The following is a 13,651-nucleotide window of genomic DNA, read 5'->3' as shown; positions in this document are numbered from 1 at the left end:
TTAAGGTTGTAAAACAGAGATAAGTGTTATTAACCACAATTTGAGAGGAATATAATTACCTTTTATTTATAAATTAAATAAATGACGGTTTTTTTGTCGCTTATCGCTCCGCACCTTCTCCCGCCACACTTCCCACCCAGGCCTGCAACATCACATCGCGCCACGCCTCATCCTGGCGTTCAAAAAACGCGGCGGTCTCATACAACAGCGCATCGGGCGCAAGGTGCGGTGATTGCAACAGCGCCAGTAACCCTTCATAGCCCGCGCAGGCGTGCCACTGGCACTGCGCCACGTAACCGATGTTTCGCTCCACCCGCATATGCTGGAAGAACGGCGCCTGGAGCGCGGCGGCGGCTTTGCGCTGCGCAGGCGCCAGCGGGATGAATAACAGCAACGCGCTGTCGGTGCCGTTTGCGGGCAGGGTAAAACGGCGCGGGGCGGGCAGCGGGCGCGGCGGCTGTGGGGTGACGAGCGGGAAGGGGAAGTCGCTTAAGCGGCGCGCGAGCGCGTCGCGCAGCAGCGGACCGCCGCCGTCAAGCGTAGCCTGCCAGGCCTGCGCGCCCGGTACACGCGTGGCCATCAGCAGCTCGCGGGGAAGCTGCGCCAGCAGGCGGCGCACTGCGATAGCCTGGTTTTTCTGTGCCTGCGCCCGCTGAGCCAGTCTTTCAGCTTCGGCGCGGTAGCGATCATCCGGCTCCCACAGGTACGTCATCATCTCCGTGAGTAGCACCATGATCAGCGCTTCGTCGCCGGACAGTGTGATGCGCCAGTCTCCGTTCACAGGCCCCACATGCAGCGCGCCGCCCTCAAGGCGCGCCCGGTCGCACAGCGGGCGCAGGCGTGAGAGCAGCTCCATGCCGCGACGCTCGCTGACGACGGTGCCCGGCGCGGGCGTAAGCGTCAGGGCGATACGTTCAGCGCCGGGTTGCCACGCGAGCGGCGCGCAGTCGCCTGGCAGCGCCACGGCAAGCGCGGGCGGAAAGACCGGCGCGGGGGAAAAGGGAATATCCGGCGATGTCCTGTCCGGCGTCGCCGGAAAATCGCCGAGCGTGAGCGTCAGCCCCTGCGTCGCGACCGGCGCGCCGTTGACTTCCGGGGCGAGCCACAGCCGCGTCGGGCGCTGCGCCATGAGCGCGGCCAGCAGCGGGCGCCATGCGCGGGCTTCCACCGGCGGCTGACCAAACGCATGCGCGCGCAGGGCGTCCATGGGCGATAACGCGTTGAAATCCTCGCAGGCGAGGCGCAGCAGGGGCGTCAGCGCCCCTTCCGGCAGCGCGGCGAGGGCCGCCAGCCAGCGGTGGAACAGCGCGTCCACGCGGGCCGGATCCACCGCCTCGCCAGCGAGCGTGAAGGTCACGCGCAGCCAGAGCGTGGCGTCATCCAGCGCGTCGGCCTCAAGCGCGGCGTCGTCGGCGAGCGTCTGTTCGCGCAGGGCGGCCATCAGGCCGCCGGGCGCTTCACTGCGAAGCGTGTGCGCCAGCAGGCGCAGGGCAGGGCGCACGGCGACGGGCAGCAAAAAACTCAACGCCAGTTGCGTAATCCCCGGCTGCGCCAGCGCGCACTCCTGGCCTGAATGCGCCTTAACGGTAAGCGGCTGCGCCACGCCCGGCGTGATGCGGGCGGCGGCCTCGCGGGCCAGCGCGTCGAGTTCATTAAGCGGCTGCGGGCCGCAGAGCCAGAGGTGCAGGTTCGCGGCGTGATAGTGCTGCTGATGATACGCAGTCAGCGCCGCGCGTAGTCGCGCGGCGTCGTCACCAAACGCCGCCTGATGGCCGATGCGCAGCCGCGTCAGCCGCGCATCGCCCGCCATTGTTGCCAGCATCGCCGCCTCACGCCGGGTCGCGGCGTCCTGCGTCAGCAGCCGATACTCGGCGTCAATCACCTGCGTCTCCTGCATCAGCGGCTCTGGCGTAAAGCGCGGGGCGACCAGCATATCGGTCAGGCGCGAAAGCCCAGGCTTAAGCGCCTGCGCAGGCACTTCAAAGAAAAACGCGGTCTGGCACAACCGGGTGGAGGCGTTAAGCCGCCCGCCCTGGCCCGGCGCCCAGCGCATCAGCCGCTCGTCGTCCGGGTAGCCCTCGCTTTCGCGAAACAGCATATGCTCCAGCAGGTGCGCGAGCCCCGGCCACGCGTCCGGCTCGTGCAGGCTGCCGGCGTTCACGCGCCACAGCGCCGCCGCCTGCGCGGCGTGCGGCTGGTGGATAAGCGTGAGCGTCACGCCGCTCTCAAGCCGGAGCGTGCGTGTCATTGCGGCGTTTTAAAGATGAGTTGCGAGTTGGCGCGGTTGCGAAACCGCAGATCGCCGATGCCCATCTGCGTGCGGTTCGCGGCCTCGCGCGCGGCGAGAATGGTGCCGTGATGCGGCGATTTGCTGCACACCGGATCGGCATTGGCCGCATCGCCGGTCAGCATAAACGCCTGGCAGCGGCAGCCGCCGAAATCCTGCTCTTTTTCCGGGCAGGAGCGGCACGGCTCCGGCATCCAGTCATTGCCGCGGTAGCGGTTAAACCCGAACGATTCATACCAGATGTGTGAGAGCGACTGCTCCAGCACCGACGGGAATTTGACCGGCAGCTGGCGCGCGCTATGGCACGGCAGCGCGGTGCCTTCCGGCGTCACCGAGAGGAAAATCGCGCCCCAGCCGCCCATGCAGCCTTTCGGGCGCTCTTCGTAGTAATCCGGCGTCACAAACAGCAGGTTGGCGAGGTTGCCGGTGTCGGCCATCTTTTCGCGGTACTGTTTCACCACCGCCTCGGCGCGGGCGATCTGCTCGCGGGTCGGCAGCAGCCCTTCGCGGTTGAGATGCGCCCAGCCGTAGAACTGGCAGGTGGCAAGCTCCACATCGTCCGCGTCAAGCTGGATGGAAAGCTCGATGATGCGGTCAATCTGATCGATGTTATGACGATGCAGCACAAAGTTCAGCACCATCGGGTAGCAGAGCGCTTTCACCGCTTTCGCCATCGCGAGCTTCTGGTGAAACGCTTTCTCGTTGCCCGCCAGCGCCGCGTTCAGCGTCTCGTCGCTCGCCTGGAAGCTAATCTGAATATGATCCAGCCCGGCGTCGGCGAAGGTCTGGAGCTTTTTCTCGGTAAGCCCAATGCCGGAGGTTATCAGGTTGGTGTAAAAGCCCATCCCGCGCGCGGCGGCGATAAGCTCCGGCAGATCCTTACGCACCAGCGGCTCGCCGCCCGAAAACCCGAGCTGCACCGCGCCCATCGCGCGCGCCTGGCGAAAGACGTCAATCCACTGCGCCGTGGTCAGCTCATTCTCCTGGGCGGCGAAGTCGAGCGGGTTTGAGCAATACGGGCATTGCAGCGGGCAGCGATAGGTCAGCTCCGCCAGCAGCCACAGCGGCGGGTTCACCGGTTTAGCGTCACTCACGGAAAATCACCCACTTTTGTTGATACGCGAGGCCGAGAAAGCCCAGCACGTCGTCGGTCAGGGAACCGGCTTCCGGGAAGCGCGCTTCCAGCGTGTCAATGATCGCGCCCGCCGTCTGCTGGCCGTCAACCAGTTGCAGAATGGCCGCCGCGCTCTCGTTGAGTTTCGCCATGCCTTCCGGGTAGAGGATCACATGTGTGTTCTGCGCCTCTTCCCATTGCAGGCGGTAACCGCGGCGAAATTGCGGTATATGATGGCGTTCAGGCTGCATCAGACCAGTCTCCGTTTGTGCCACACCGGCTCGCGGGTGACGGTGTGATAAGGGGCTCTGTCCAGCGCATAGGCCATCGTCATGGCGTCAAGCATGCTCCAGAGGATGTCGAGCTTGAACTGTAAAATCTCCAGCATCCGCTGCTGGCGCTCCAGCGTATTGCAGTACTCCAGCGCCAGCGACAGCCCGTGCTCCACGTCGCGGCGCGCCTGGCTTAAGCGGCTGCGGAAATAGTCATAGCCTTCCGCTTCAATCCAGGTGTAGTGCTGCGGCCAGCTGTCGAGCCGCGCCTGGTGGATCTGCGGGGCGAACAGCTCAGTGAGCGAACTGCACGCGGCTTCTTCCCAGCAGGCGCGGCGGGCGAAGTTCACATAGGCATCCACCGCGAAGCGCACGCCGGGCAGCACGCGCTCTTGCGAGAGCAGCGACTCGCGCGACAGCCCGACAGCCTCGCCGAGACGCAGCCAGGCTTCGATACCGCCTTCGCTGCCGTCATAGCCGTCGTGGTCGAGAATGCGCTGCACCCACTGGCGGCGCACTTCCGGGTGCGGACAGTTCGCCATAATGGCGGCGTCCTTGATGGGAATACTGGTCTGGTAATAAAACCGGTTCGCCACCCAGCCCTGGATCTGCTCGCGGGTCGCCTCGCCGTTATGCATGGCGATGTGATAAGGGTGGTGAATATGATAGAACGCGCCTTTTGCGCGCAGCGCCGCTTCGAACTCGTCGGGCGTCAGCAGTCGTTGCTCGGTCATAAAGCCTCTTATAGCGCGATAACCATCCCGTCGTGGCTCACCTCAATGCCCAGCTGGTGCAGGGACTGGCGCTCCGGGGACTCCTCGTTAAGGATCGGGTTGGTATTGTTGATATGAATGAGAATTTTGCGCTCTGCGGGCAGGCGCGCCAGCAGCGCCGCGAGCCCCTGTTCTTCTGAGAGCGCCAGGTGGCCCATCGCTTTGCCGGTGTTATGGCCGACGCCTGCGGCGGCAAGCTCATTGTCGCGCCACAGCGTGCCGTCAATCAGCAACACATCGGCGCGCTCAAGCCACGGCATAATCGCGTCGTCCGGCTCGCCGAGGCCCGGCGCATAGAGCAGATTTTTGCCGCCTTCTTCTTCGATAAACAGCGCGACGTTATGGCCCGGCAGCGGGCGGTCGCGGTAAGGCGAATAGGGCGGCGCGTTGCTCAGCAGCGGAATGGCGGTGAAATACACGCCCGGACAGACTCGCGTCTGAAAGCGCGCCAGCGGCGCGATAGCGTGATGAATCAGCCCGCCGTTCCAGTGAGAGAGCATCGGGAAGACCGGAAAGCCGGTACAGAGATCCTCATGCACTTCTGGCGTACACCAGACGTGATGCGGGCAACCTTCACGTAAATTGAGTAATCCCGCGCTGTGATCGATCTGGCTGTCGGTGAGAATAATCGCGCCGATACCGGTGCCGCGCAGCACCTCGGGATTATGCAATTCGGGTGAGGCGAGAAGCTGGTGACAAATATCGGGCGAGACGTTACACAACACCCAGTTTTTCCCGTCGTCACTGACGGCGATGGAGGACTGGGTACGGGCGGACGTCTTCATTGTGCCGTTACGCACGCCCTGGCAGTTGGCGCAGTTGCAGTTCCATTGTGGGAAACCGCCGCCGGCCGCCGAGCCGAGAACTTTGATCTGCATGTGTCAAACCGGAAAGGGAAAAGAGAAAAGGTGCCCGCGATGCCGCGGGCACAGGCGATTAACGGTTGGAAATGTACAGCGTCACTTCCAGACCCAGGCGCAGGTCAACAAACGCAGGTTTAGTCCACGTGGTCATAGTCTTACTCCTCATATAGCGGGTGATTTTTTATCACCCTGGTGAAACCGATTACCGGCGCGCTTATGTTGCGTAAATGTGATCGAGATCGCAACTTAAATGCTTAACCATTTATTGCGATTCTCCAAAGGCGAGCCTGAGAACACGCAACCAGTTGCGCCAGGCGAGCTTTTCAAGCAGCGGCGCGTCGAACCCGGCCACTGCCAGCGCCTCCATGAGACGCGGTAAACCGGTGACGTCGCCCATCGCATCCGGCAGGCTGATGCCGTCGAAATCCGATCCGAACGCCACCCGGTCTTCACCCAGTTTAGTAACCAGATACTCAACGTGCGTAACAATTTCAGATAATGGCGTATCGCCGTTGCGCTGGCCGTCGGCGCGCAGAAAGGCGGTGCCGAAGTTCACGCCGACCAGACCGTCGCTCTCTTTGATGACCGCCAGTTGCTCGTCCGTCAGGTTGCGCGGCTGCGCGCAGCGCGCGTGGGCGTTAGAGTGCGTCGCCACCAGTGGCCCGCCGCCAATAGCGGCGGTGTCGAAAAACGCCTTCTGGTTCATATGCGAGACATCCACCAGCACGTGATGCGCGCGACAGGCGCGGATAAGCGCTTTACCTGCGGACGTTAATCCGGCGCCGGTATCTGGCGAGCCTGGGAACGGCCCGCTGACCCCCTCGCCGAACGCGTTCGGCAGATTCCAGAACGGCCCGATACTGCGCACGCCCTGGGCGATCAGGGCTTCCAGCGGCTCCAGCTGCGCGTTAATCGCCTGCGCGCCTTCGATATGCAGCACCAGCGCCACCACGCCCTCCGTGATGCACTGCTCGATATCCGCAACCGTAAGGCAGACGCGCATTTTTCCACCGGACGCCTGCGCCATCTGATGAAACAGCGCTATCTGCGCCTGGGTTATCGCAAGGGGATCGTGCATCGTTTCGGCATCCGCCAGCGGCAGGTTGCGCATCTGCGCGACATACTCCGCTGGCGGCACGAACACCGCGAACAGCCCGCCGGCAAAACCGCCCTGACGCATCCGTGGATAATCCAGATGACCGCCTTCAAGGCCGGTAAACACCGCGCCGACAGGCTCGCTTTCAGCGCGCAGCCACAGGCGCAGCAGCAGATCGTTATGGCCGTCAAACACGGGCGGAAAAGCAGAACAGGGGGCGTGCATCGGCGCTCCGAAGTAAAAAAATGGTTAACCTATTGTGGCATGGGTAAGGGGAGCGCGCTTAAACGTGGGTGCGGTTTGGGAAACGGCGTTGGGATTCTCTCAACGCCTTTACGCGACGTTTGCCTTTAGCGAGTTTGCTTTACTTTTCCGCAAGCGTTTTGCCATTTTTTATCCACCAGCCGATTTTTGCTGATGAGGATAGCGGTAAATCGTTAACCAGAATTTGTGCAGTGAATTCGCCATGATGGATGCTCTTAATAGCCACGTTATCATGGTTCAGGTAATTCAAAAGAAAAATGGCGGCATTAATGACAGGAATAATGAAAAGGCAGATTTTTTCACCGGCAATTCCTTCTGAACCAGGTGCGAAGCGGTGACCAGCATAGCGTAAATGCATGTATTGAGGAGCATCAAACGTTGCGGTGTTTCAGCCGTCGCCATAATGTTTTCACAACAATAAACAGCAGCAGGGCGACTATGAAATCCGCTAACGCCATTAACAACCACCACAGCTCCTGCGCATTAAGAAAACCTATCCATTCGGCGGTCGCTACCAGACTGTCCGTTTCCTGACGCGTGAGTGGTCGCCAGAAATGAATGGTCGGGATAGTTATCATATAAAGCACACCAAACAGCACTACATTAGCGAGCAGGGCAGAGACTTTCATAAGCCACCACTTCAATTTCTCCATATGTCAGGATCCCTTTACCCATGACGACTTTATTCGTTGCCAGTAACGCGTCACGTATTAATGCAAAATCAGAAGAGTGCTGTAGCGTAATACATCCCAATGATAAACCCTGCCCCCAACAGGATGAAGACGAAAGTTACCGCGTTTTACCTCGTTTATCCAGGTATAGTCATCCAGCAGACCATCAGCGCGATATAATGCGAACCATTGAGTATGATCAGAAGGAACGCCCGCTACGCTGTTCCATGCATCTATCACCTGGGTTCTTATTCTTGAACCTGCGCCTCCCTGTGGTCTGTCTACAATCAGATATCGTCCTGGGGGTAATGGGCCTTTGTCGGGTAATGCAACGCATCCACCGCGGTTGCGGTATGTTGAATCTCCTGAAAAAGCCATAAAAGTGCCGACGCCATAGATTAATAGCGGTGAAAAATCAGCATTGTTAATTGTGAATTTCCCAAACAGCGCCAGGGTGATATTCCTCTGTCTGAGTATGCGTAAGATATTGTTCTGAGGCGTGATTAAACCTGAAACTGACGCGGCGATATTACGTGATTTTTAAGCGGGTTCTGTGTAAATACCGAGAGTTATTAGCTTTTAGGAAAAACAATAAAGGGTTGCTGTTAGTGGGTTGATTAATAAAAATTGCCATGATGCTCAGTCCGAAAAATAATCTCTCCGGTATGCTTATTCCATGGGTTTGCCTCTTTGTTCCGCGCCTCGCTTATTTTTTTGTACCCGGCGCATTCCGCTTCCCTGTACTACCCTTTATTTTTCACCTGTTGAAGGAGGCACGATGGCAGAGTCGCATCTGATTGATACCCTGGAATTTGGGCCGGAAAACGCGCCTGAGTGTAAATATGAAATTTACGGCGAGGACGACAAACAGCCGCAGTACGCCACGCGGTTTGTGCGCGACGACAGCGGCGAATGGCAGCCGCAGCAGGATCAGCTCCGTTTTGCCGCGCAGCAGGAGCAGCAGGCCGCCAGCAGCACGATGGATTACGGCTACAGCGACGGCGCGCCGGAACTGCGCGACTTACTGGCCGAAGCAAAAGAACACTGCGAACGCGACTGGCAATCGCGCCAGTAAGGCTTGCCCCGCTGCGCTGGCAGCGGGCACTCCCTCTGAAATAACGCGGCCTCACGGCATCACCGCGCCCCGGTTTGCGCCTACTCCATTCCCACTTCGCTGACTTGCTTGCGATTCTCCTGATTCCATAACGGGCTATCCCTGCCTGATAGCGGAGACATCACGCCATCCCATGCTCGAAAAGCGCCACGCAGTAAAGTAACCGTGTTGACTTAATTTGTATAAAGCGTATTTTTCAGGACATGAAAACGATTCTGATCATTGCCCCGGAAGGGGGCATGCTGCTGGAAGCGACCGGCATCGCGGATATCTTTACCCGCGCCAATCAGCTGCGGCCTGCGTCTTCCCCTGAGCCGCATTACCAGGTAACGCTCGCTACCACGCAGCCGCACCACGTCATCCACGGTGCCTCCGGCTTTAAGCTGCTGGCGGAGCATCGCCTGTGCGATCTCGCGCCGCAAACGCCGTTCGACACGATCATGGTGACTGGCCGCGGCCTCACGGAAGAGGAGGGCGATCAGGTGGCGCAGTGGCTCGCGCAGGCGGCCCCGTATGCCCGGCGCGTGGTCTCGGTGTGCGGCGGGGCGCTGCTGCTGGCGCAGGCCGGTCTGCTGGACGGGCGGCGGGCCACGACCCACTGGCGGATGCTCGATACGCTCGCCGCGCGTTTTCCGGCGGTGACCGTAGAGCGCGGGCCTATCTATGTGCAGGATGGCGATATCTGGACCTCCGCCGGCGTCACGTCGGGCTTTGATCTGACGCTCGCGCTGCTGGAAGAAGACGGCGGGTTTGAGCTGGCGCGCAATGTCGCGCAGGAGCTGGTGATGTACCTGCGCCGCCCCGGCGGGCAGTCGCAGTTCAGCCGCTACCTGCTGACGCAGGCGAAAACGCCCGGCCCGATCCGCGATCTCCAGGGCTGGATCCTCGAGAACCTGGCGCAGGACCTCAGCGTCGAGCGGCTGGCGGAGCACGTGGCGATGAGTCCGCGCAATTTCACCCGCGTCTTTACCCGTGAAACCGGCGTGTCGCCTGCGCGCTATGTCGAAGAGGCGCGCCTGGACGCCGCCCGCCAGCGGCTGGAGCAGGGAAGCGAAAGCGTTGAGCAGGTCGCCACCCTGTGTGGCTTCGGCAACGGCATTAACCTGCGGCGCGTCTTTGAGCGTAACCTGCATCTCACGCCATCGGAATACCGCGAACGCTTCTGCGCCCGCATGCTGGCGTAAAGTGATCTAATATCGTCGTTTACGCCATTTTCCCTCTGTTACATACTCTCTACAGAACGTTAACAGAGGAGCTTTATCATGGTTAAGGTAGGCATTAACGGTTTTGGCCGCATCGGCCGCAACGTATTACGCGCCGCGCTGGGCAATGAGGCGTTTCAGGTGGTGGCGATTAACGATCTCACTGACAGCAAAACCCTGGCGCATCTGCTCAAACATGACTCCCTGCTCGGCACGCTGCCTGCGACTGTAGAGGCGGGCGACGGCGAGCTTAAGGTTGACGGGCGCGCCGTTCGCGTCTTCTCCGAGCGCGACCCCGGCAATATTCCGTGGAGCAGCGTCGGCGTAGAGATTGTCATCGAAGCCACCGGTTTTTTCACCGATAAAGCCCAGGCCGACGCGCACATCACCAAAGGCGGCGCAAAGCGCGTGATCATCTCGGCACCGGCCAAAAACGACGACCTGACCATCGTGATGGGCGTTAACCATGAGCAGTACGATCCGGCGCAACACCGCGTGGTCAGCAACGGCAGCTGCACCACCAACGGCCTCGTGCCTGCCGCCCAGGTGCTGCATCAGCAGTTCGGCATCCGCCACGGGCTGATGAACACCACGCACGCTTACACCAACAGCCAGGCGCTGCACGATCAGCCCGAGAAAGATCTGCGCGGCGCCCGCGCCGCGGCGCTCTCCATCGTGCCTTACTCCAGCGGCGCGGCGAAGGCGATTGGCAAAGTGATCCCGGAGCTCGACGGCCGCATGACCGGCTACTCGCTGCGCGTGCCGGTACCGGTGGTGTCGATTGTCGATTTAACCGTGACGCTTGAGCGCGACGTGACCGTAGAAGAGGTCAACGCCGCGTTCCTGAACGCCTCGCAGGGCGGGCCGCTGAAAGGCATTCTCGGCTACAGCGATGAACCGCTGGTCTCCAGCGACTACCGCGGCGATCCGCGCTCGTCCATTATCGATGGCCTTTCAACGCTGGTGATTGGCGGCAACATGGTCAAAATCCTCGCCTGGTATGATAACGAGTGGGGCTTTTCAAACCGGCTGGTGGATCTGGCGCTGTTCATGGCGCGCCGCGGGCTGTAACGCATTACCGCTGAAAAAGGATGGCTCAGGCCATCCTTTTTTTATGCCCGCGGCGCGTCCGGGATGCGGGCAATCACTTTGATTTCAAAATCAAAACCGGCAAGCCAGGTGACGCCGACGGCGGTCCAGTTCGGGTATGGCGGCTGCGGGAAAATAGCCTGTTTCACCGCCATAATGGTTGGGAACTGGGTTTGCGGATCGGTGTGAAACGTGGTGACATCCACCAGATCGTCAAACGTACAGCCCGCGGCGGCGAGCGTCGCGCGCAGGTTTTCAAAGGCGAGGCGCACCTGGGCGTCGAAATCCGGCTCTGGCGTGCCGTCAGCGCGGCTGCCGACCTGGCCTGAGACAAACAGCAGGTCGCCGGAACGAATGGCGGCGGAGTAGCCGTGCTCTTCATAAAGCGCATGGCGGTGAGCGGGGAAAACAGGTTCACGGGCAATCATAGCGGGTCCTCTTATCGGTCAGGCGCAAGGCGGATGCAACGCGCCGGTTATTGATTTAATATACGTGGCGTATGTGAATAATAATCATACATACGCCGCGTATGTCAATTGAAATACGTAGCGTATGTGAAATGGAGGAGTTATGGCTGCGAGACGCCGCATCGACACGATGGAAGAAAACCGCGCGAAGCTCATCGCGGCGGCGCGTAAGGCGTTTGCCGAAAAAGGCTTTGCCGCCGCCTCAATGGATGAGCTGACTGCAAGCGTCGGCCTGACGCGCGGCGCGCTGTATCATAATTTCGGCGACAAAAAAGGGCTGCTCGCCGCCGTGGTGGCGCAGGTGGATGGCGAAATGGCGCAGCGCGCGAAGGCGGCTGCCGCGAACGCCGGCGACGACTGGGAAACGCTGCTCGCCGAAGGCGTGGCGTATATCCGGATGGCGCTGGATGAAGAAGTGCGGCGCATCGTGCTGCTGGATGGCCCGGCGTTTCTCGGCGATCCGGCGCAGTGGCCGAGCCAGAACTGCTGTCTTGATGCCACACGCCAGACGGTTATCCGTATGATGGAGAGCGGGGTTATCAAACCGGTGGATGCCGACGCCGCCGCGCGGCTGCTCAACGGCGCGGCGCTCAATGCCGCGCTGTGGGTGGCGGCAAGCCCCGATCCGCAGCAGGCGCTGCCAAAGATGATCGACGCCTTCACGCTGCTGGCAGGCGGTCTGCGCGCCTGAGTGGGCGGCGTTTATGCGAAAAAAGGATGGCCGGTGCCATCCTTTTTAGTCAGCGAGACAGAACGAATTGATAAAGCGCCACGCTAAATTATCGTCAAGAAACGCTTTATGTTGCCGAAATAGCGATTAGCGTTTGCCGGAAAATAAACAGAATGGATGGTTCCTTATGAAGAAACTCCTGCTTCTTGTGCCGCTGGTGTTTACTGCGCCGGTACAGGCTTCTGAAGTCACGGTAGGTCAGGTTTGCAAGGCTGCTTCTGCTGCGATGTTTGGCCGTGACCATAAGATCATGCAGTTGGATAAAGTCGAATCAGGTATTGCCTACGTACATTATATCCGACAGGACGACGGCACCCGTTGGGCAATCAAGTGCAAACTTATAGGCGATCAAGTTATGTGGGCATCTGACAATCCTGACAGCACCGGTCGCTGGCGAGATGATCCTGCAGACAGTACGGTCAAATATGCTATTGATGGTAAAAAAATGATTATTACCGAGCTTTACAGCGACGGTTCCAGTACCACTAACGCTTACCCCTTGAAGCAACTAAAGTGACCAGGATCTGCACTCCGTTGATTAAGCGGCTTCAATGTTAGTCATGGCGTTGCGGGCTTCCGCATCTCCCTCATACCCAACCGCTATATCCCCATTCCCCCCAAACGAAGCGGTTCCAGTTTCAGGATCCGCAGGCAGTCAAAAAGCTCTTCTTTTTGCGTTCTGCGTATCCCGGTCCAGACTAAAAGCTGGGCTGCGTCGTCCTGCAAGCCTGCGGCGGCGCGGCAATCTGCTGATAAAAGGGGGCCGGTATGTCTGAAGAAAGAATGATCAATACCACCATCGTCATCACCGGGGCGTCGAGCGGTTTTGGGCGCGGCGCGGCGTTAGCGCTGGCGAAACGCGGCGCGAATGTGGTGCTGGCGGCGCGACGGGGCGAAGCGCTGGAGGCGCTGGCGCAGGAGATCAACGCCGGTGGCGGCCACGCGCTGGCGGTGGAGACGGATGTCAGCCAGCCGGATCAGGTGGAGCGTCTGGCGCAGGCGGCGATCACGCGCTTCGGGCCGATTAATATCTGGATCAATAACGTCGGCATTGGGGCGCTCGGCTGGTTCTGGGAGATCCCGGTGGCCGATCACGAACGGCTGGTGGACGTAAACCTCAAAGGCGTCATCTATGGCGCACACGTAGCGGTAAAACATTTTATTGCCCAGGGCTTCGGCGTGCTGATCAACACCGGCTCCGTGGACAGCGAAGTGCCGCTCGCGTTTCAGTCGAGCTACGCCGCCACCAAAGCCGCGGTGCTGAGCCTCGGGCGCACCATCAACGAAGAGCTGCGGCTCAATGACTATAACGACATTAAAGTGGCGACCATCATGCCGTGGGCGGTCGATACGCCGTGGTGGACCCACGCCGCCAACTATACCGGCCACGCGCCGCGCATGGCCGCGATGGATTCCCCGGAAAAAGTGATCGACGCCATAGTGAAAGCCTGCTTCAAACCGGAAGAGGAGATCCCGGTGGGATGGAAGGCGCGCTCGTCTAACCTGTCGCACCACCTGTTCCCGGATATGACTGAGAAACTCTCGGCGAAGGTGATTAACCGTTCAGTGGAGAAAGCGCAGCCGCTGGCCCCGACGACCGGCGCTATCTATACGCCTATGGCCGACACCACCACCATTGACGGCGGCATCCGCGCTCGAATGAAGCAGGAGGATAAAGCGCGCTGAACGTGCAACCCGCCGGAAGGCCC

General features: G+C 60.4%; 16 protein-coding genes and 1 pseudogene. 6 read left to right on the top strand and 11 right to left on the bottom strand.

All coding sequences use genetic code 11. The features are described 5' to 3' along the window. Positions 1-100: 100 nt before the first annotated feature. From pqqF to BJP61_RS17020, 10 genes and pseudogenes are all read right to left on the bottom strand, one after another. A complete protein-coding gene (gene pqqF / locus BJP61_RS17065; protein WP_171998803.1) occupies positions 101-2,248 on the bottom strand; it encodes a pyrroloquinoline quinone biosynthesis protein PqqF in 2,148 nt (715 codons plus the stop codon). Then, positions 2,245-3,381 (bottom strand): pyrroloquinoline quinone biosynthesis protein PqqE, encoded by a 1,137-nt coding sequence (gene pqqE / locus BJP61_RS17060; RefSeq protein WP_171998801.1) that lies wholly within the window; start codon positions 3,379-3,381, stop codon positions 2,245-2,247. Before pqqE ends, pqqF begins: the two co-directional genes overlap by 4 nt. Continuing rightward, positions 3,374-3,652, bottom strand: coding sequence for a pyrroloquinoline quinone biosynthesis peptide chaperone PqqD (gene pqqD / locus BJP61_RS17055; RefSeq protein ID WP_038864550.1), 279 nt, complete (start codon positions 3,650-3,652; stop codon positions 3,374-3,376). Before pqqD ends, pqqE begins: the two co-directional genes overlap by 8 nt. Further along, positions 3,652-4,407 carry a pyrroloquinoline-quinone synthase PqqC gene (pqqC, locus tag BJP61_RS17050; protein ID WP_075192848.1) on the bottom strand — a complete coding sequence of 252 codons (756 nt, stop codon included), beginning with the start codon at positions 4,405-4,407 and terminating at the stop codon, positions 3,652-3,654. The genes pqqD and pqqC overlap by 1 nt, the downstream gene beginning before the upstream one ends. 8 nt (positions 4,408-4,415) lie before the next feature. Next, the gene (gene pqqB, locus BJP61_RS17045; protein WP_075192849.1) at positions 4,416-5,324 is read right to left on the bottom strand and encodes a pyrroloquinoline quinone biosynthesis protein PqqB; all 909 of its coding nucleotides are present in this window, start codon (positions 5,322-5,324) and stop codon (positions 4,416-4,418) included. Positions 5,325-5,382: 58 nt separating this feature from the next. Next, on the bottom strand, positions 5,383-5,460 hold the full coding sequence (gene pqqA / locus BJP61_RS17040; protein WP_071601127.1) for a pyrroloquinoline quinone precursor peptide PqqA: 78 nt from the start codon (positions 5,458-5,460) through the stop codon (positions 5,383-5,385). A 111-nt stretch (positions 5,461-5,571) separates the two neighbouring features. Continuing rightward, positions 5,572-6,630, bottom strand: a complete 1,059-nt coding sequence (locus tag BJP61_RS17035) for a dipeptidase (RefSeq protein ID WP_171998799.1) — start codon at positions 6,628-6,630, stop codon at positions 5,572-5,574. A 139-nt stretch (positions 6,631-6,769) separates the two neighbouring features. After that, on the bottom strand, positions 6,770-7,027 hold the full coding sequence (locus BJP61_RS17030; RefSeq protein WP_171998797.1) for a DUF943 family protein: 258 nt from the start codon (positions 7,025-7,027) through the stop codon (positions 6,770-6,772). A gap of 13 nt (positions 7,028-7,040) precedes the next feature. Beyond that, complete coding sequence (locus BJP61_RS17025; protein ID WP_236613117.1) at positions 7,041-7,322, bottom strand: hypothetical protein; 282 nt, start codon at positions 7,320-7,322, stop codon at positions 7,041-7,043. Next, positions 7,273-7,793 (bottom strand): annotated as a pseudogene (locus BJP61_RS17020) (DUF2778 domain-containing protein). Before BJP61_RS17020 ends, BJP61_RS17025 begins: the two are co-directional and overlap by 50 nt. Positions 7,794-8,118: 325 nt before the next feature. On the opposite strand from BJP61_RS17020, the gene BJP61_RS17015 reads away from it, so the two are divergent. From BJP61_RS17015 to gap, 3 genes are all read left to right on the top strand, one after another. Further along, positions 8,119-8,415, top strand: coding sequence for a hypothetical protein (locus BJP61_RS17015; protein ID WP_171998795.1), 297 nt, complete (start codon positions 8,119-8,121; stop codon positions 8,413-8,415). A gap of 242 nt (positions 8,416-8,657) precedes the next feature. Further along, positions 8,658-9,638, top strand: a complete 981-nt coding sequence (locus BJP61_RS17010) for a helix-turn-helix domain-containing protein (protein ID WP_038864539.1) — start codon at positions 8,658-8,660, stop codon at positions 9,636-9,638. 78 nt (positions 9,639-9,716) lie between these two features. Then, positions 9,717-10,727, top strand: a complete 1,011-nt coding sequence (gene gap, locus BJP61_RS17005) for a type I glyceraldehyde-3-phosphate dehydrogenase (protein WP_171998793.1) — start codon at positions 9,717-9,719, stop codon at positions 10,725-10,727. A 41-nt stretch (positions 10,728-10,768) separates the two neighbouring features. Here gap and BJP61_RS17000 read toward each other — a convergent pair whose 3' ends face one another. Further along, a complete protein-coding gene (locus tag BJP61_RS17000; RefSeq protein ID WP_161580935.1) occupies positions 10,769-11,173 on the bottom strand; it encodes a RidA family protein in 405 nt (134 codons plus the stop codon). A 142-nt stretch (positions 11,174-11,315) separates the two neighbouring features. Between BJP61_RS17000 and BJP61_RS16995 the strand changes: the two genes are divergently transcribed. From BJP61_RS16995 to BJP61_RS16985, 3 genes are all read left to right on the top strand, one after another. After that, positions 11,316-11,903: a TetR/AcrR family transcriptional regulator gene (locus BJP61_RS16995; protein ID WP_171998791.1), complete on the top strand. Its 588-nt coding sequence runs from the start codon at positions 11,316-11,318 to the stop codon at positions 11,901-11,903. Positions 11,904-12,069: 166 nt separating this feature from the next. Further along, positions 12,070-12,459, top strand: a complete 390-nt coding sequence (locus BJP61_RS16990; RefSeq protein WP_075192854.1) for a hypothetical protein — start codon at positions 12,070-12,072, stop codon at positions 12,457-12,459. A gap of 251 nt (positions 12,460-12,710) precedes the next feature. Beyond that, positions 12,711-13,628 carry an SDR family NAD(P)-dependent oxidoreductase gene (locus BJP61_RS16985; protein ID WP_171998789.1) on the top strand — a complete coding sequence of 306 codons (918 nt, stop codon included), beginning with the start codon at positions 12,711-12,713 and terminating at the stop codon, positions 13,626-13,628. Positions 13,629-13,651 lie beyond the last annotated feature (23 nt).

The sequence above is a fragment of the Cronobacter sp. JZ38 genome, assembly GCF_008932145.1.
In the GTDB taxonomy this organism is placed as follows: domain Bacteria; phylum Pseudomonadota; class Gammaproteobacteria; order Enterobacterales; family Enterobacteriaceae; genus Cronobacter; species Cronobacter muytjensii.
The sequence above is the reverse complement of the archived record's forward strand: the minus strand, read 5'-3'. Positions and strand labels throughout refer to the sequence as shown.